This window comes from Cystobacter fuscus, assembly GCF_002305875.1.
In the GTDB taxonomy this organism is placed as follows: Bacteria; Myxococcota; Myxococcia; order Myxococcales; family Myxococcaceae; genus Cystobacter; species Cystobacter fuscus_A.
In genome coordinates this window covers 8,239,318-8,255,289 of record NZ_CP022098.1, presented here as the reverse complement: position 1 = coordinate 8,255,289, position 15,972 = coordinate 8,239,318, and the positions used below count along the sequence as shown (strand labels likewise).

The 15,972-nt window shown below is 69.7% G+C and carries 13 protein-coding genes; 6 read left to right on the top strand and 7 right to left on the bottom strand.

Going from position 1 to position 15,972, the window contains the following annotated elements; genetic code table 11:
• The 4 genes from CYFUS_RS33225 to CYFUS_RS33210 all read right to left on the bottom strand — a co-directional run bounded on the left by CYFUS_RS33225 (position 1) and on the right by CYFUS_RS33210 (position 7,546).
• A complete protein-coding gene (locus CYFUS_RS33225; protein ID WP_232536952.1) occupies positions 1-1,503 on the bottom strand; it encodes an argininosuccinate lyase in 1,503 nt (500 codons plus the stop codon).
• The gene (locus CYFUS_RS33220; RefSeq protein ID WP_232536951.1) at positions 1,500-2,015 is read right to left on the bottom strand and encodes an aminoacyl-tRNA deacylase; all 516 of its coding nucleotides are present in this window, start codon (positions 2,013-2,015) and stop codon (positions 1,500-1,502) included. The genes CYFUS_RS33225 and CYFUS_RS33220 overlap by 4 nt, the downstream gene beginning before the upstream one ends.
• A gap of 92 nt (positions 2,016-2,107) precedes the next feature.
• The gene (locus CYFUS_RS33215; protein WP_157758802.1) at positions 2,108-4,570 is read right to left on the bottom strand and encodes a DUF5916 domain-containing protein; all 2,463 of its coding nucleotides are present in this window, start codon (positions 4,568-4,570) and stop codon (positions 2,108-2,110) included.
• 246 nt (positions 4,571-4,816) lie between these two features.
• Positions 4,817-7,546, bottom strand: coding sequence for a vitamin B12-dependent ribonucleotide reductase (locus CYFUS_RS33210; protein WP_232537853.1), 2,730 nt, complete (start codon positions 7,544-7,546; stop codon positions 4,817-4,819).
• 623 nt (positions 7,547-8,169) lie between these two features.
• On the opposite strand from CYFUS_RS33210, the gene CYFUS_RS33205 reads away from it, so the two are divergent.
• Positions 8,170-8,505 carry a (2Fe-2S) ferredoxin domain-containing protein gene (locus CYFUS_RS33205; protein WP_095988877.1) on the top strand — a complete coding sequence of 112 codons (336 nt, stop codon included), beginning with the start codon at positions 8,170-8,172 and terminating at the stop codon, positions 8,503-8,505.
• Positions 8,506-8,520: 15 nt separating this feature from the next.
• Here CYFUS_RS33205 and CYFUS_RS33200 read toward each other — a convergent pair whose 3' ends face one another.
• The 3 genes from CYFUS_RS33200 to CYFUS_RS33190 all read right to left on the bottom strand — a co-directional run bounded on the left by CYFUS_RS33200 (position 8,521) and on the right by CYFUS_RS33190 (position 11,743).
• The gene (locus tag CYFUS_RS33200) at positions 8,521-9,333 is read right to left on the bottom strand and encodes a phospholipid scramblase-related protein (protein ID WP_095988876.1); all 813 of its coding nucleotides are present in this window, start codon (positions 9,331-9,333) and stop codon (positions 8,521-8,523) included.
• Between the two features lie 113 nt (positions 9,334-9,446).
• Positions 9,447-10,160 (bottom strand): Bax inhibitor-1/YccA family protein, encoded by a 714-nt coding sequence (locus CYFUS_RS33195; RefSeq protein WP_198316225.1) that lies wholly within the window; start codon positions 10,158-10,160, stop codon positions 9,447-9,449.
• Between the two features lie 83 nt (positions 10,161-10,243).
• Positions 10,244-11,743 (bottom strand): hypothetical protein, encoded by a 1,500-nt coding sequence (locus tag CYFUS_RS33190; protein WP_095992379.1) that lies wholly within the window; start codon positions 11,741-11,743, stop codon positions 10,244-10,246.
• Between the two features lie 255 nt (positions 11,744-11,998).
• Here CYFUS_RS33190 and CYFUS_RS33185 point away from each other — a divergent pair, with 255 nt between their 5' ends.
• The 5 genes from CYFUS_RS33185 to CYFUS_RS33165 all read left to right on the top strand — a co-directional run bounded on the left by CYFUS_RS33185 (position 11,999) and on the right by CYFUS_RS33165 (position 15,970).
• On the top strand, positions 11,999-12,409 hold the full coding sequence (locus CYFUS_RS33185) for a hypothetical protein (protein WP_095988874.1): 411 nt from the start codon (positions 11,999-12,001) through the stop codon (positions 12,407-12,409).
• Between the two features lie 301 nt (positions 12,410-12,710).
• On the top strand, positions 12,711-13,193 hold the full coding sequence (locus tag CYFUS_RS33180) for a hypothetical protein (RefSeq protein WP_095988873.1): 483 nt from the start codon (positions 12,711-12,713) through the stop codon (positions 13,191-13,193).
• A 79-nt stretch (positions 13,194-13,272) separates the two neighbouring features.
• Positions 13,273-13,656 carry a hypothetical protein gene (locus tag CYFUS_RS33175; protein ID WP_095988872.1) on the top strand — a complete coding sequence of 128 codons (384 nt, stop codon included), beginning with the start codon at positions 13,273-13,275 and terminating at the stop codon, positions 13,654-13,656.
• An 11-nt stretch (positions 13,657-13,667) separates the two neighbouring features.
• On the top strand, positions 13,668-14,276 hold the full coding sequence (locus tag CYFUS_RS33170) for a hypothetical protein (protein ID WP_095988871.1): 609 nt from the start codon (positions 13,668-13,670) through the stop codon (positions 14,274-14,276).
• A gap of 11 nt (positions 14,277-14,287) precedes the next feature.
• Complete coding sequence (locus CYFUS_RS33165; RefSeq protein WP_095988870.1) at positions 14,288-15,970, top strand: tetratricopeptide repeat protein; 1,683 nt, start codon at positions 14,288-14,290, stop codon at positions 15,968-15,970.
• The last annotated feature ends 2 nt before the right edge of the window (positions 15,971-15,972 follow it).

The window sequence follows — 15,972 nt, the reverse complement described above, 5'->3', positions numbered from 1 at the left end:
TCAGTCCCGGGTGATGGCCGCCGCCGCGAGGGCCGCATCCGCGGCCTCCAGTTGTTCCTTCCAGCCCTGGACGCGCTGTTGGAGGCGCACGCGCTCCTGGCCCAGCGTGGCGAGGTGCGCCCGGACCGGCTCCGGGGCAGGGCCACCACCGTAGGCGGCCGCCCGCATGACGCCTGCTGGGTCCAGCACGTCGGCCAGCTGCGCCTCGTCCAGGGTGACGGTGCGGCCCAGCGCGGTGGACAGCATGGGCTCCAGGAGCGTCCGGGCCTCCGCGGGTGAGAGATCCGGCTCGCGCTTGAGGTTCACCAGCTTGCCCACCACCTCATGCGCCGTGCGGAAGGCGAGCCCGTGCTGGGCCACGAGGTGATCCGCCAGCGCCGTCATGGTGGTGTCCTGTCCGACGAGGAAGCGCCGCATGGCCTCCGGGTAGACGAGGACGTTGGACACCAGCAACTCGGTGAGCACCAGCGCCGTGCGGGTCGCCGCCAGGGCCGGCCACACGGGGGAGGTGGACTCGGAGCTCACCTCCACGCTGTTGGTGAAGGCCGTGCTCTTGAGCCCCATCAGCGTGCTCATCAGGAAGCCAGAGGCCTTCACGGCCTGTCCGCGGATGTTCTCCAGGACAAAGGCGTTGCGCTTCTGCGGCATGATGGAGCTGGTACTCACCAGCTCGTCCGGCCACCCCAGGAAGTTGTAGGCCGAGCTCGCCCACGTCTGGAGATCGGCCGCGAAGCGGGTGAGCAGGGTGCCCAGCAGGGCCAGTGCGCTGAGCACCTGGACCACGTAGTCGCGCGAGCCCACCGCGTCCACGGAGTTGCCCAGTGGCCCGTCGAAGCCGAGCAGCCGCGCCACGAGGGCCGTGTCGATGGGGAAGGAGGTGCCCACGCCCGCCGCCGCGCCCATGGGGCAGCGGTTGAGCTGCGCCTGGGTTCCCGCGAGCCAGTCGAGCGTGCGCAGCAGCTCGGAGAGCACTCCATCCAGGTAGTGGCCGAAGGTGGCCGGCTGGGCGGGCTGAAGGTGCGTGAAGGCGCTCATCAGCGTCTGGGTGTGCTCCGTGCCGAGCCGCTCCAGCGTGCCGGCCAGCAGCAGTCCCTGTTGCAGCACGTCGGCGAGGGCGGTGCGCAGACGCATGCGCGTCACGGTGGCGTTGATGTCGTTGCGGCTGCGCGCCACGTGGGCCGCGCCGCCGACCTCTCCTCCCAGCCGGGAGATGTATTCGCCCTCGTAGAGGAGGTAGAGCCCGCGGTGGGAGGGGGGAGGGGGGAACAGCTCCTCCCCCGCGGCCAGACGGCCCGCCAGCTCCCGGTTCAGGGAGAGCAGGCGCGCGGCGGGCTCGGGGGCGAGGATGTCCTGGCGCGCGAGCATCACGACATGGGCCGCGTCGATGCGCAGCAGGTGCGGGAGGACCTGCTCCCTGTCGGAGACGAAGTGCGGCTCGTACAGCAGCTTGAAGAGCACCGGGTGCGGGCCGCGCGCGAGCCGGCCAATGGCTTGCGTGCTCATGGGGTCTGCCTCGGCTCGGGGTCCGCGACCACGTCCGCGACCACGGCGCCCGTCATCCGGACGATGTCCTGGGGGGTGATGCGCAGCATGTGGTGCTCGTCCCCGCCTCCACCGAAGACGAAGGGGTGCTCGAGCACGCGCGAGTCCACCACCACGGGCAGCTTCGTGACGTGGCCCACCGGAGGCACGCCGCCCACCGCGTAGCCCGTGGCCCGCAGCACCGTGTCCGGCGAGGCCAGCTTGAGCTGCGACACTCCGGCCGCCGTGCCGACCTTGCCCGCCGCCACGCGCACGTCCCCCGGAGCGATGGCCAGGACGATCACCTGTCGGTCCTTCTTGCCCTCGAACAAGATGGACTTGACGATCTGCCCGGGCTGAACGCCCAGGGCGGCCGCCGCCAGGGGCACCGTGGGCATCTCCTGCCCGGGCTTCACCAGGGAGGTCTCCGCCTGCTGAGTGGAGAGGTACCGTGCCAGCCGCTCACTGCCCTCTTGGTCCATTGTGCCGCTCACGTCCATCCTCCTGACCGATTTACCCCGTTGACCTCTTATCCCTGGCTCCCGGGCTGGACAACCGGCATCCGCCGGCGGGCGTTCAGGGGCGCTCACAGCTCCAGCCGGTGGGTCCACTTGAGGAGTAGCACGTCGTTGGCGGGGCCCTCGAGCAGCCGCACCGGCTGCAGCGTCCTGCCGGGCAGTCCCTCGAAGGGGAACTGATCCTGGGCACGGGTGAAGACGAGGAACAGCGTCGAGCCGCTCTGGTACTCCCAGCGCAGCACGAGGTTGAGGTTGATGTTCGAGGTCTGGAAGCTGGGATTCACCTCCGGGGCCTCCGTCCGCCGGAGATCCGCGGGCCGCACGGCCTGGGTGCCATCCGAGAACCCCTCGTAGAAGAGCCCGTAGCGTCCGTAGATGCTGAAGAACTGGGCGTAGGCCTGGAGGGTGAGCCGGGGCGTCAGCACCAGGCTCTGGCGCAGGATGATGGAGAGGAAGCGCGAGTCGAGATCCCCGAAGAGGTAGGTGCCCTCCGAGGGCGAGCCGATGTACAGGGGCGTCTCGACCTGTCCCTCGCTGCTCACGAGGAGCTGGGTCTGCAGCCGCGCGTGGGGCCTCCAACTGCCGGAGAGCTCCCCGCCCAGGTTGTTGCGTGGGCGGATGGGGCCGGTGGGGAAGGATCGGTCGAGGAAGACGGTCCCGCTCAAGGACAGGGCCTGGCGCGGATCGGTCTCCCCCGTGCACTCCGCGTAGGCGAAGGCCGGCCACTCGAAAGGAATGCCCGTTCCGGAAATCTCCCGCACGTCGCCTCGCTCGAACACGGAGCCCACGGAGCAGGACAGCTCGTGGAGCCCGGACAGGATGCCGCCCACCGTGAAGGCGACCTCGTGCCCCCGGGGGATGTGGCGGCCATCCGTGGTCCACCGCGCGAGGGCGGCGGCCGTCGCGGAGAACTCCTCGAAGAAGGCCATGCGCGAGGTGCGCACGAAGCTGAACTGGGCGGACACCTTGTGTTCGTTCTGCGTCTCCAGGTAGCCGGTGGGGTTGAGGTCGAACTGGGGCGTGGCGTACTCGTACCCGACAGCGAAGCGCCACGGCTCTCCGCCCAGCTTCCCGGCACGGACATGGCCGCCCACGCCCATGTCTCCTGGCTTCAGCGCGGTGCCATCGGCCAGCAGCCGCCCGTTGGCGGGTCCCCCCGCGACCCGGGACGCGGCCACCTGCCCGACGACGCCCCAGGTGCTGTCTCGCGTTCGCAGGTTCCAATCGACGCCGAGGGCGTTCGAGCCGGCGACGCGGCACGTGAGGGTGTCCTCCTGACCGGCGAGGCAGCGATCCTCCAGCGGCGTGAGCAGGGCGAGGGTGGTGCCCACCGAGGCGCCCTCGCGGACCTGGTGCCGGAGGACGGCGGTGAGGAAGTTGGTGGTCACCGGCCGGACCGCGGGCAGTTCGCTGTTGAGGCCGAAGCGCAGCGGCCTGCCCAGGTGGAACTGGAAGCGGCGATCCGGGTGGGCCTCGTCGAAGGGCTGCCCCGCCCCGAGGGCCGCGGCCTTGCTGGGGTCGGCCGCGCCCGCCACCACCGCGTCCAGCACGCCCAGCTCCCATCCCGGGGCGAGCGTGCCGGTGAGCTTGCCGGCGGTGAGCAGCGGGGTGTCCAGGCCAATGCGGCGGGAGTAGAACAGCATCTGGCGCGGCTGGCTGCCTTGCGCTCCCACGGGGAGGAAGAGCTCCATGCCCTCCGTGAAGAAGGGGCGCTTCTCGGGGAAGAACTTCTCGAAGTTGGTGAGGTTGAGGATGCGCTCGTCCGCCTCCACCTGGCCGAAGTCCGGGTTGAGGGTCGCGGTGAGCATCAGGTCGCTCGTGAGCGACGCCCTGACATTGAGTCCGACGTTGGCGGAAGGCTCGAGCAGCCGCGGGAGCGGCTGGGACAGCGCGGAGAACTGGGGGCGGAGGACCCCTTGGGTGGCCACGTAGGGGGTGAGGTCCATCGAGCGCTTGGGAGTCAGTCCCTTCATCCCCTCGAGCGTGCCGATACGGGAGACGAGGGCGTTGGCGCCGCGGGGGATGATCGAGGAGTCGATGATTTCCCCCGTGCGTGCCAGCTCGCGGCGGACGTTGAGGCCCCAGAGCTGTTCGTCCGCGGCGGAGAAGCGCAGGGCGGACAGGGGGATGCGCAGCTCCGCGGACCAGCCGCTGGGGTGCTCGGCGGCGCTGCCCTCCCATACCGCGTCCCAGTCCGTGGAGAGCTGTGTCTCCTGACTGTACAACCCGTCCTGCAGCACGCCGCCCGCGTTGATGGAGAACGCATACGCGGTCCGCCGCTCGAGGAGTGGATCGAGCATGACGGTGACCATGTCGGACGCGGGGGGGTTGTCGCGGCGCCCCAGCCGCCGGTTGATCAGCCCGGGCTGCGAGTCATGGCAGAGGATGCCGAAGTAGACGAACGTGTCGTCATAGAGGACCTTGAGTTCCGTGCGCTCGCTGGGCGGAGCGCTCGCGTTGGGAAAGGTCTGCCGGAACGAGGTGAACACCGCCGCCTGGGCCCAGGCCCGCTCGTCCAGGACACCATCCACGCGCGGAGTCTCATGGGTGCGTGAGGCCTGGACGCGAGGGCTTTCGGTGGACGAGAGCTCCGGAGTACGGAGCTGGGCGAGGGCGCCGAAGGCCACGAACAAGGAGACGAATGGGAGGTGGACGAACACGGGCCGAGTGATAGCCCATTTCGCGCCCTCCATCTGCGGCGGACGGCGGATGCAATGAAACCGCCCCGGTGGGAGGACTCCCACCGGGGCTCGAGGCTTCAATGCCTTACATCCATCTCAGCTGCAGCCGCTCGTGGTGCCGCAATTGCTGCACTTATAGCAGGCGCCATTGCGCACCATGATCTCCCCGCAGGTGTGGCAGGGCGGAGCGTCGGCCTGGTTGAGATACGTCCGCCGCGGCGTGGCCATGGGCAGCGCCACCACCGGCGCCGCCTGCACCTCGGGCTTCGCCTCGGCCACCACCGCCTTGGGCTCCACCGTCTCCTCCACACCCTCGGCCTGCTCGGCCGGCAGGAACTTCAGCGCCAGCCACCGGAAGATGTAGTCGACGATGGACTTGGCGATCGGCACCGCCGGGTTGCCCGTGAAGCCGCTCGGCTCGAAGCGCACGTGGCTGAACTTGTCCACCAGCACCTGCAAGGGCACCCCGTACTGCAACGCCAGCGACACCGCCGTGGCGAAGCTGTCCATCAGGCCGCTCACCACCGAGCCTTCCTTCGCCATGACGCAGAACAGCTCGCCCGGCGTGCCGTCCTCGTACATGCCCACCGTCAGGTAGCCCTCGTGGCCCCCGATGGAGAACTTGTGCGTGATCGCCTGTCGCTCGTCCGGCAGCCGCCGGCGCATGGCGTTGGCGTCGCGCACCGCGGCGAGCGCCGGCTCGGCCACCACCGCCTTCGTGTCCTTCACCTTTTCCTTCGAGGTGTTGAGCGGCTGGGTCCGCTTGCAGCCGTCGCGGTACACCGCCACCGCCTTGAGCCCCATTCGCCACGCCTCGATGTAGGCCTTCTCGATGTCCTCCACCGTGGCGTCCGACGGCATGTTCACCGTCTTGGAGATGGCTCCCGAGAGGAAGGGCTGCGTCGCGCCCATCATCTGCAAGTGGCCCATCCAGTGGATGCTGCGCTGGCCCTTGGCCGGCTTGAACGCGCAATCGAACACCGCCAGGTGCTCGGGCTTGAGGTGCGGCGCGCCTTCAATGGTCTCGTGCTTGTCCAGGTACGTGATGATGTCCTGGGCCTGCGTCTGCCGGTAGCCGAGCTTCTCGAGCGCCAGCGGCACCGTCTGGTTGACGATCTTCAGCATGCCGCCGCCCACCAGCTTCTTGTACTTGATGAGCGCGATGTCGGGCTCGATCCCCGTCGTGTCGCAGTCCATCATGAAGCCGATGGTGCCCGTGGGGGCCAGCACCGTCACCTGGCTGTTGCGGAAGCCGAACTCGCCGCCCAGCGCGAGCGCCTCGTCCCACGCCTGCTTCTGCGCCTCGAACAGCTCCGGCGTCACGCCCTCGGGGGGGATGTTGTAGGCGGCCTTGCGGTGCTTGCGGATGACGCCGAGGAAGGGCTCGGCGTTCCTCGCGTAGCCCTCGAAGGGGCCCTGCTTGCCCGCCATGCGCGCGCTCATCGCGTATGCCTCGCCGCACATGAGCGAGGTGATGGCGCCCGCGTAGTTGCGGCCCACGTCCGAGTCGTACGGCAGGCCCGCGGCCATGAGCAGCGCGCCCAGGTTCGCGTAGCCCAGGCCCAGCGGCCGGTAGGCGTGGCTGTTCTTCGTGATCTTCTCCGAGGGGTACTTGGAGTTGCCGACGATGATCTCCATCGCGAGCAGCACCACGTCCACCGCGTGCTTGAAGGCGGTGACGTCGAAGTCGCCGTCGATGGTGCGGAAGTGCATCAGGTTCAGCGACGCCAGGTTGCAGGCCGAGTCGTCGAGGAACATGTACTCCGAGCACGGGTTGGACGCGTTGATGCGATCCGTGTTCGAGCAGGTGTGCCAGGAGTTGATGGTGGTGTCGAACTGCATGCCCGGGTCGCCGCACAGGTGCGCCGCCGAGGAGATCTCCCGGAAGATCTCGCGTGCCTTGTGCGTGTCCATGGGCCGGCCGTCACGCACCGCGTGCGTCGTCCAGGTGCCGTCGTTGATGACCGCGCGCATGAACTCGTCCGTCACGCGCACCGAGTTGTTGGAGTTCTGGAAGAAGACGGACGAGTAGGCCTCGCCGTTGAAGCTCGGATCATACCCGGCCTCGATGAGCGCCCAGGCCTTCTTCTCCTCGTTGGACTTGCAGCGGATGAACTCCAGCACGTCCGGGTGGTCCGCGTTGAGGATGACCATCTTCGCGGCGCGGCGCGTCTTGCCGCCGCTCTTGATGACGCCGGCGAACGCGTCGAAGCCCTTCATGAAGGACACGGGGCCGCTCGCGGTGCCGCCCCCGGCGAGCAGCTCGCGGCTGGAGCGGATGGTGGACAGGTTGCTGCCCGTGCCCGAGCCATACTTGAAGAGCATGCCCTCGGTCTTGGCCAGCCCGAGGATGGACTCCATGGAGTCATCCACCGAGTTGATGAAGCACGCCGAGCACTGCGGGTGCTCCTCCACGCCCACGTTGAACCAGACGGGCGAGTTGAAGGCCGCCTTCTGGCGCAGGAGCAGGTGGGTGAGCTCGGCGTGGAAGGTGTCCCGGTCCGTGGCGGTGGCGAAGTAGCCGCCCTGCGCGCCCCAGTGGGTGAGGGTGTCCACCACACGCGCCACCAGGCGGCGCACGCTCGTCTCGCGCTCCGACGTGCCCGGCGTGCCCCGGAAGTACTTGGACGCGACCACGTTGGTGGCCAGCATCGACCAGGACTTGGGCACCTCCACGTCCTTCTGCTGGAAGACGGACTTGCCGTCCTCGCCCGAGATGCCCGCGGTGCGCAGCTCCCACGCCAGCTCGTCCGCCGGATCCACCCCCGGCGTCGTGAAGAAGCGCTCCACCGTGAGACCCGGGGCCTTCGTCCTCGGCCCCGCCATCTCCTTGCCGTCCAGCACCGCCGCCGTGGCGTTCAGCTCGTGGTGTTCCATGGTCCCTCGCCGTATTTCACTCTGGGTGTGACTGCGAATTTTGCAAAAGGCCAAGTCCGCGAGATCGCTCGGGATCGAGCCAACTCGGTGGAAACCCTCGCCACTCCCTCAGGAGACGGTGGGGGGACCTTGGATCAGGGCCGGAATCGTCGACGTCGTGTCTGCTCGTTCAGGGGACAGACAGGTAAGCAAAGGTACGATCCCCGATCCGGATTCGTCAAGGCTTCACCCCCAGATCTTGTGCACGTCACGCTCGTACCACCTATTCCTGGGGGAGTCCGGCCAAAAGAGCGCTTCCTGGAAGGGTTGCTCCGAGGCCGGGCGGGGCTCCAGCAGGGCGGCGATCTAAAGCCCTCCGGCTCTTTGATCAACTCCCTGTTTAGGGGGCACGTCGTTGGGTGACGAGTCATGTATGGTCACTCCGGGAATCCGGGGGCGTTGATCAAAAGCGGATGTTTGCTGGGAGTCTGTGCATGAATGCTCCGCCCGGCCAGGGGTGGGAGCAAGAAAGGGGAGGGAGGGGAGGGGGGCCCGACGTCGCTTTTGAACGGAAGCTGCGTTAGGAGGACGACATGCCTCCGTTCCAACGTCATGTATTCGTCTGTACCAACCGGCGTCCCGACGGCCACCCCAAGGGGTGCTGTGCCACCAAGGGGGGCGAGGAAGTGCGCGCCCGCTTCAAGGAGGAGCTGGAGAAGCGTGGCCTCAAGGGGCAGATGCGTGCCAACGCCGCCGGGTGCGTGGATACCTGCTCCTTCGGCGTGTCGGTCGTCGTCTACCCCGAGGGCACCTGGTACGGCGGGGTGAAGCCCGAGGACGTGCCCGCCATCGTCGACGAGCACCTGGTGGGAGGCCACCCCGTGGAGCGGCTGCTCATGCCGTTCTCCCGGGGCAAGGCCCAGGAGTAGGGCGAGCAGGGCGCATCAGTCGTCGCTCAGGGCGCCGAGCAGGGTGCCCTGGGAGTTGTCGCGCTCCTCGAAGTAGCAGAGGTCCACCATCAGGGTGGCGGCGAGCACCAGCTGCCGCAGCCGCCCGTCGGTGAGCCCGGGGCGGAACTCCACGCCGAAGGTGTCCGCGTCGGTGAAGGCCTCCGAGACGAACCCGCTCCACTGCTTGCGGATGACGGCCACCTCCTCGCCCTTCTGCCTCACGGTGAAGGTCCACGGCCGCCAGAGGGGCCCCGTCAGCGTGGCCATCACCACGCCCGCGGGGGTGCACAGGTCGAAGTGGCGCCGCACCAGCCCCCAGCGCTGCTGGATGTAGCCCAGTGGGCGCCCGTCCCAGGCCGTCACCTCCACGTGCGTGAAGAAGAGCGTCACGGCGCGCTTGAGGCTCAGCGCCAGGATGCCGTCCTTCGTCATGCACTCCAGCTCCAGCGAGCGGAAGGGCAGGAAGTTGCGCAGCAGGGACTGGCCCAGGCCGGAGCCCGCCTCGCCGATGAAGAGCATGAAGTGGCCATTGTGGTCGATGGCCTCGTAGCGGTTGCGCGTCTCCCAGCCGGTGAGGGACTCGCCCCACTCGCGCAACTGGCGCACGGTGAGGCCCGGCCCCTCGAGCAGGGACGCGAGCGCGAGCCGCACCCCGGGGCCCATGTAGCGCGGATCCCCCGGCGCGCCCCGACCGGCCTCCCCCTCGCTTCGTGCCGCCTGCTGGCCACGCTCCTCCGGTGTCGCGCGCTCCTTCCAGTCCAGCTCCAGACCGCTGTTCTCGGTGGTCCATTTCGGCGATTCGCTCATGGTGGCTCACGCTAACGCGGACGTTTCCGCGTCCGGAAGCTCCCCCCGGACATGAAAAAGGCGGTGGGCCCCAGAGGGAGCCCACCGCCGGGGACGTCGTCACACGCCCACGACTAGTCGTCGCGGCGATCGCCGAAGAGGCGCAGCAGGGAGATGAAGAGGTTGATGAAGTCCAGGTAGAGCACCAGGGCGCCATTGATGCTCGCCGAGGTGGCCGACTTGTAACCCACGGCGGCGTGCATCTCGCGCAGCTTCTGCGTGTCGTACGCGGCGAGCCCCGCGAAGAGCACCACGCCCGCGCAGCCCAGCACGAAGTTGAGCATGGAGTTCTGCACGAAGATCTGCACCACGCTGGCGATGACCACGCCGATGAGGCCCATGAAGAGGAAGGTGCCCCAGGCGCTCAGATCCTTCTTGGTGACCGCGCCGTAGACGCTCATCGCGCCGAAGGTGCCCGCGGCCATGAGGAAGGCGTTGGCGATGGAGCCGCCCGTGTAGACGTAGAAGAGCACCGAGAAGGTGAGCCCGGTGAGGACCGAGTACACCAGGAAGAGGGCTCCGGCCACCGGCGCCGCCAGTCGGGGTGCCAGCGCCGAGAGGGCGAACACCAGGCCGAGCTGGGCGATGAGGAACACCCAGCGGAACTGGGCGACCATCATCACCGCCTGCTGGCTCGACGCGGCCAACAGCGCCACGACGCCCGTCGTCATCAGTCCCGCGAACATCCACCCGTACACGCGCGACATGAAGGTGCGCTGGGACTCCTGCATCAGGACGTCCGTGACGTCAGCGCGCGCTGGCTGCCACCCCTGTGTTTCCCAAGCCATGAATTCCGTGTCCTTTCGCTCCGAACGGGCGGGAGTCCCACCCGACGGCGCCTTATATAGCGCTCAAACAACCCACGTGCCGCTCATCCCTTCCCGAAGGTGTCCGATCCCTGGAATTCACGTGCCTTCCAGGCGTCCAGCAGGGCCTGGGCGACCTCGGTGGTGATGAGGGGCAACACGCCGCCTCCTCCCACGATGTTGACGATCTCCGAGGTGGACCCCCGGCAGACCCCTCCCCAGGCGGGCTGCCGCTCGAGCCCCACCGAGGCATATGCCGAGTAGTCCACATGGAGCCGCAGGGAGGTCAGCCCGCGCTCCTCGCACAGCAGGTGTTCCTCGGGCGGACTCTCCACCACCTCCTGCACCACGAAGCCACCTCCCCGGGAGTCGCTCGCGGCCCGCTCGCACAGCTCGGCCCAGGAGAGCACTCCGCCATAGGCGGCACGGGAGCGCTCCTCGAACGCCGGCGTGCCCACCGAGCGGCCCAGGTAGACGGCCCGGCCCCCATAGTCCCACGCCCGCTTGAGGACGAAGCGGGAGGGCTCGGCGACCACTCGCGCCACGAGATCCGCCACCGGCTCTCCCTCGGGACCCTGCTCGGGCCCGTGGCGGAAGGGCCTCGTCCAGGGCACCGACGCGCGGATCGCCTCCAGTTCCTCGGGGGTGAGTCCGGCGGCGGCGGCGAACGCGCCATCCATGAGCGCGCGCGAGACGAGGGCGAACGTCGTCTTCACCTCCACGGGCGAGATGGGCGGGTTGAGCAGCACCGCCTTGCGGCCCGGCACCGTGGAGAAGAAGTCCTCCACCCAGGGCGCGGGCGTCTCCTCCAATCGCCGCGTGAAGAGGTGCCGGTACACCAGCTCGTAGCGCTTGCCGCGCACCTCGAAGTGCTCCTCGCCGGAGACCTCGTCCGGGTGGACGACGTCCGCGTCCACGCCGAACTCGCGGAAGCGCTCGCACAGGTAGCGCTGCTCGGAGAGCTGGGCGTCATGGCGGCGGCAGAGCAGGGCGAGGGTACGCGGCTCGCGGCCATCGCGCTCGGCGGCATGGCCCTCCAGCAGGGCGTCATAGAGGGCGCGCGCGTTGCTGCCATTGGCGGTGAGGAGCGCGGGCAGCTTTTCCTCGGGGTAGCGCACGTGCCGGGCCACGCCCTCGATGAAGGTGCGGGCGGCGATGTCCGAGTAGCCCTGCATGGCCGGAATGGTGGCATTGACCTCCAGGGCGCGCGGCCGCGTGTCCACGAAGTAGTCCACCCGCGTGGTGGCCAGCCGCTTCACGTTCGCGAAGGTGCGCTCGGTGAGCGCGCGCTCGAGCGGCGAGAGGCCTCCGAGCAACAGCTCGCGCTGTTCGCCGGCGAGCACCGTGCGCGTCACCTTCAGGGTGGCGGAGGCCAGGTGGGCGGAGAGGGTGGCGCGGCGGCGGATCTCCGCGGCGTCGAGGATGACGGGGGTGGCGGTGACGGGGATGGGCCGGGTGGCTCCATCCTTGAGGGTCACGGCCAGGCCTCGCGCGTACGCGGTGCGCGCCAGCTCCGGTCCGAAGTGGGCCGCCTCTCGACGCAGGACTTCCAGGAACTCTTGCACGGGATTCATTCCTTCTGCTCTGTCGCGGCCCTTCCTATCCCGGCCCTGCTCCCGCCGGGAGGGACTTCGACACACCGGGCCATACCAGGGCCCACGTGGAGGACAGATCGTCCTCCGGGGTTTCGGGAAATCAGGGAGAGTCGAGAAAGAAGTCCTGCAATGGCTTGCACCCGCGCGAAGGCTGTCGTAAAGATGTAGACGCAACTGAGTTGCGCTTGGAGCCGTGTCTTCGTGAATTCCCGCCACGAGCCAGCGATGTCCCGACGGTCGCGCCCCCTGGCGCTGCCCTGGGTCGTGCTGTGCCTGCTGGCGTATCTGGGAAGCGCGGCGCACTTCGTCCTGGTGCAGCACCGCACGTGCCTGGAGCACGGCGAGCTGGTGCACGAGGACGGTGTCGGCCGGGCGGAGACCTCCGTCAGGGCGCTGGTGTCCTTCGAGGACGAGCGCTTCACCGCCTCCGACGAGTCCCCGGTCTCCTCGCATGGCGTGGACGCGCACTGCGCCCATGCCTTCCTCCGCCGGGCAATGACTCCTCCGTCGGAGGTCATGCCCACGCTCCAGGCGCCCGCTCCCGAAGCTCCAGAAGTCGTGGCGGAGCGCGAGAGCGTGGAGCCGCCCGTGGCCTGGCTGCGTCTGGCGCCCAAGGCCTCTCCTCCTCGGGTCTGAGCGCGTCCGCGCGTTCCCCGTCATTCGTGCATCCCTGACCTCGCCCGTCGCGCGATGACTCCTTCGCGGAGCCGGACGTGCGTCCCCGTGCCTCGCCCGAGGCGCTCGCGGGGTCGTGTGTCCCGAGCCTCCGCGCCGGAGCCCGGTCTCGCGGGTCCTCCCGCGTCCAGGTGATGCCCTCCTGTCGCCGTGCGTCCGCGCACGCGTGACGTTCCCCGTCTCCCGTGTCCCGGTTCATCCCGGGTCCCGGGCGCGGGGGGCTTCGTCGTTCCCCGATGTCCATCACCCGGAGTGTCACACCATGATGAAGAAGCTGTTGTCCGCCTGCCTGTTGTCGAGCGCCCTGCTCGTGGGATGCGGCGGTGAGCCCGCCGAAGACGCCGACGCCGAGGGCTGCGAGCACCTGCGGGAAGGACCCGCGGTCGCCGTCACCGCGAGCGCCTCGTCGGCGAGCGCCCCCAAGGTGGGCGCCGATCACAAGCGCTATGACATCTCGCTGCCGGCGGGCACGGGCGGCAATACCGGCTCGGTGTCGTTCGAAGCGGACGAGGCCACGGACTACACCTTCTTCCTGAGCGCGGACGTGTCCCTGTCGCTCACCAGCTCCAGCGGGCAGACGGTGTCGTTCGAGTCGTCCGCGAAGAGCTCGGCGTCCTGTGGCGACATCAAGGGCCGCTACGTCGCGCCGCTGGAGGTGGGCACCTACACCCTCACCTTCGGTCCTTCCAGCGCGAACTCGGTCTCGCTCGTCATCGAGGAGTCCGGCCACGACCACGAGCACTGAGCGCTCGTGACTCCCCCGGAGCGGGGGCGAGCCTCCCGCTCCTTTCTTCTTCCACCCGATTCAACCGCAGGAGACGACGATGGGTACCTTCAAGCAATTCCTGGATGCGCAGCAGCTCGAGCCCCGGACGTTGGTGCGACTGTCCTCGCAGCTCGAGGCGCGCTCGGACGAGGACCGCAAGCTGGTCAAGCAGCGCTCCGACAAGCGGCGCGACAAGGAGAAGCAGGGCAAGCCATACGCGGAGCTGGGCATCGGCAAGCCGAAGAGCGGTCGCGGCGTGAGCGAGCAGCAGGTGCACGCCGCCATCGAGGACCGGCCCCTGCCGCCCAAGGTGCGCGGCAAGCTGGTGCGCGCCGTGAACGCCGTGGTGAGCAAGAAGGGCGGCGCGGCGGTGACGTTCCAGGCGCTGTTCGGTGAGGTCGCCGCCCAGAAGGGCGCGGCGGCCAAGGCCAAGGCGAGCTGAGGACACGCACCATGGGCTCCTCTTCTTCTCTCCACGTACTGCCGCACGACGTGCGGCGCGAGGGCGAGCGGTTGTTCGACCTCTCCATGTGGTGCCTCGGGCGGGACGTGCTCCACCCGGACAACCTGCTGCTGCGCCGGGGCCTCTCCCGCGAGCGCCGCCCGGCGGGACAGCAGGGCACCAGCGCCTACGGCACCGCGCTGGACGGAGGAGGGGCCCTCACGTTGTGGGGCTTTGGCGTGCTGTGCCGGAGCGCGGAGGGCTGTGTCTATGTCCCTCGCTCCGGTTTCACCCCCCTGCTGGTGGACGAGCGGCGCCTGGAACGCCCGCTCTTCAACTCGATGGACCTCGGCGTCCCCCGGGTGCCGGACACCGCGGACGAGTGCTCCCTCGCGCGCGCCGCGGTGGTGGCGGTCGCGCGGTGGCTGGCCGGACACGAGGAGTGGGTGGGGGCGTTGTTGGGCCCCGAGTGGCGGCGGGAGTGCATCGCGGCGCTGCGCAAGGCGCCGTCGGTGCCCGGGGAGGGGTTGGCGGCGGCGTGGCGGCGGTTCGCCGCGAAGGTGGACGGGCTGGAGCGCCCGGTCGTGAACGCATCGTTGACCCCGCTCGTCGGGGTGTGAGGAGGAACACCATGTTGGCGCGATACCTTCGAGCCGAGGAACCCGCTCTCTTCCCCATCTCTCCCTGGGACGAGATTCCGGACCTGGAGCTGCCCGCCCCCCGTCTTCGCGAGGGCCTGGGGCGCGCGCACATCCCGGTGAGCACCCGCGAGCCCCTGGCCCAGGCCTTCTTCGATCAAGGGCTGCGCCTGCTGCACCTGGGCTGGCGGAGCGAGTCGCGGCGGGCCTTCGCGGAGGCCGCTCGGAGGGATCCGGAGCTGGCCATGGCCTGGTGGGGTCTGGCGCTGACGCGAGGGGCCGGCGCCCGGTGCGCCACGGCGCGCGCGGAGGCCATCCACCGGGCGCTCGCGCTCAGCGAGGGCGTGACGGACGCGGAGCAGCGCTACATCGTCGCGGCCACCTTCCTGGCCGACAAGGGCCCCGCCAACGGCCGCCATGGTTTCGTGCGCGAGATGGAGGGCCTCATCGACCGCTTCCCCGAGGACGCCGAGGCCCGGCTGTTGCTCGCGGGCTTCCTCGCGGACGGGTACGAGCCGGATGGGCGTCCCGGGCCGGGCCAGCCCTATGCGCAGGCGCTCGTGCGCGAGCTGCTGCGCACGCACCCGCACCACGAAGGGGTGCACCATGCCTGGGTGCAGTTGATGGAGGAGAGCGCGCGCCCCGGTGAGGCGGTGGAGAGCGCGCGCCGCCTGCGACTGCTCGTTCCCCAGGTGGGCACGGCCCTGTTGAGCGCCGGCCGGCTCCTGCTGCGCACCGGCCACACCCACGATGCCCGCGAGACGCTGGAGGCGGCGGTGGCGGTGGAGGACGCCTGGCTCCAGCAGGAGGGCATTCCTGGCGCCGCCGCGTCCGTGGCGGGCCAGGCGCTGCGCCTGCTCGTCCAGGCGTGCGCCGACGCGGGGCGCTACGGCGAGGCCCAGGGGTGGGCGCGCCGCCTGCGGGCCCGGGTGGAAGAGGTGACGCCGCAGCTCGGACAGTCGCTCGTGTTCTCCGCGGGCGCGCTCTCCGGCCTGCACCTGCGCTTTGGTTTCTGGCGCGCGGCGGCGGAGCTGCGCGTGGAGCTGCCCGAGGGCTCACGTCCGGCCGAGCAGGTGCTGTTGCGCGGCATGGAGACGTATGCCCGCGGCCTGCGTGCCCTGGAGCTGGGCAAGCTCACCGAGGCGGAGCGCGCGTGCGAGGCACTCGACGCGCTGGGCCTGTCGCTCGCGGAGGAGCGCAAGGGCGATGGTCGCCTGCTGTGCCCACGGGATGTCTCCCGGGTGGTGGAGCTGGCCGGGTGCGAGCTGCGCGGCGCGCTGGAGTCCCGGCAGGGAGATTCCGCTCGCGCCGAGGCCACGCTCATCCGCACCATGCGCCTGGAGCGCCGGCTGCGCGGGGCGGGCCCCGCTCCATTCTCCCGTCAGGCCCGCGAGACGCTCGCCCGCGCCCGGATCCGCGCCGGCCGCGCGGACAAGGCGATCGAGCTGGCCGAGTCGCTCGTGAAGGAGCGGCCCGGCAGCGGACATGCCTGGCTCCTGCTGGCCGAGGTGCACGTCGCTCGGGGAGATCGGGACGCGGCGGCCCGGGCGCTCGCCTCGTGCCTGGAGTGCTGGCGGGGAGCGGATGCCCACCTGTCGGAGATCCAACGCGCCCGGATCTTCCGCGCGGAGCGGGTGGAGCTCGGTGGGGGAGAAGCGGCCAACGCTTCGTGCTGAGC

Excerpts from the sequence above, each read along its gene's own strand:
- CYFUS_RS33195 (WP_198316225.1), bottom strand. The coding sequence starts at position 10,160 with ATGGCTTGGGAAACACAGGGGTGGCAGCCAGCGCGCGCTGACGTCACG.
- CYFUS_RS33175 (WP_095988872.1), top strand. The coding sequence starts at position 13,273 with ATGGGTACCTTCAAGCAATTCCTGGATGCGCAGCAGCTCGAGCCCCGG.
- CYFUS_RS33170 (WP_095988871.1), top strand. The coding sequence starts at position 13,668 with ATGGGCTCCTCTTCTTCTCTCCACGTACTGCCGCACGACGTGCGGCGC.
- CYFUS_RS33205 (WP_095988877.1), top strand. The coding sequence starts at position 8,170 with ATGCCTCCGTTCCAACGTCATGTATTCGTCTGTACCAACCGGCGTCCC.
- CYFUS_RS33200 (WP_095988876.1), bottom strand. The coding sequence starts at position 9,333 with ATGAGCGAATCGCCGAAATGGACCACCGAGAACAGCGGTCTGGAGCTG.
- CYFUS_RS33180 (WP_095988873.1), top strand. The coding sequence starts at position 12,711 with ATGATGAAGAAGCTGTTGTCCGCCTGCCTGTTGTCGAGCGCCCTGCTC.
- CYFUS_RS33165 (WP_095988870.1), top strand. The coding sequence starts at position 14,288 with ATGTTGGCGCGATACCTTCGAGCCGAGGAACCCGCTCTCTTCCCCATC.
- CYFUS_RS33185 (WP_095988874.1), top strand. The coding sequence starts at position 11,999 with ATGTCCCGACGGTCGCGCCCCCTGGCGCTGCCCTGGGTCGTGCTGTGC.
- CYFUS_RS33210 (WP_232537853.1), bottom strand. The coding sequence starts at position 7,546 with ATGGCGGGGCCGAGGACGAAGGCCCCGGGTCTCACGGTGGAGCGCTTC.
- CYFUS_RS33225 (WP_232536952.1), bottom strand. The coding sequence starts at position 1,503 with ATGAGCACGCAAGCCATTGGCCGGCTCGCGCGCGGCCCGCACCCGGTG.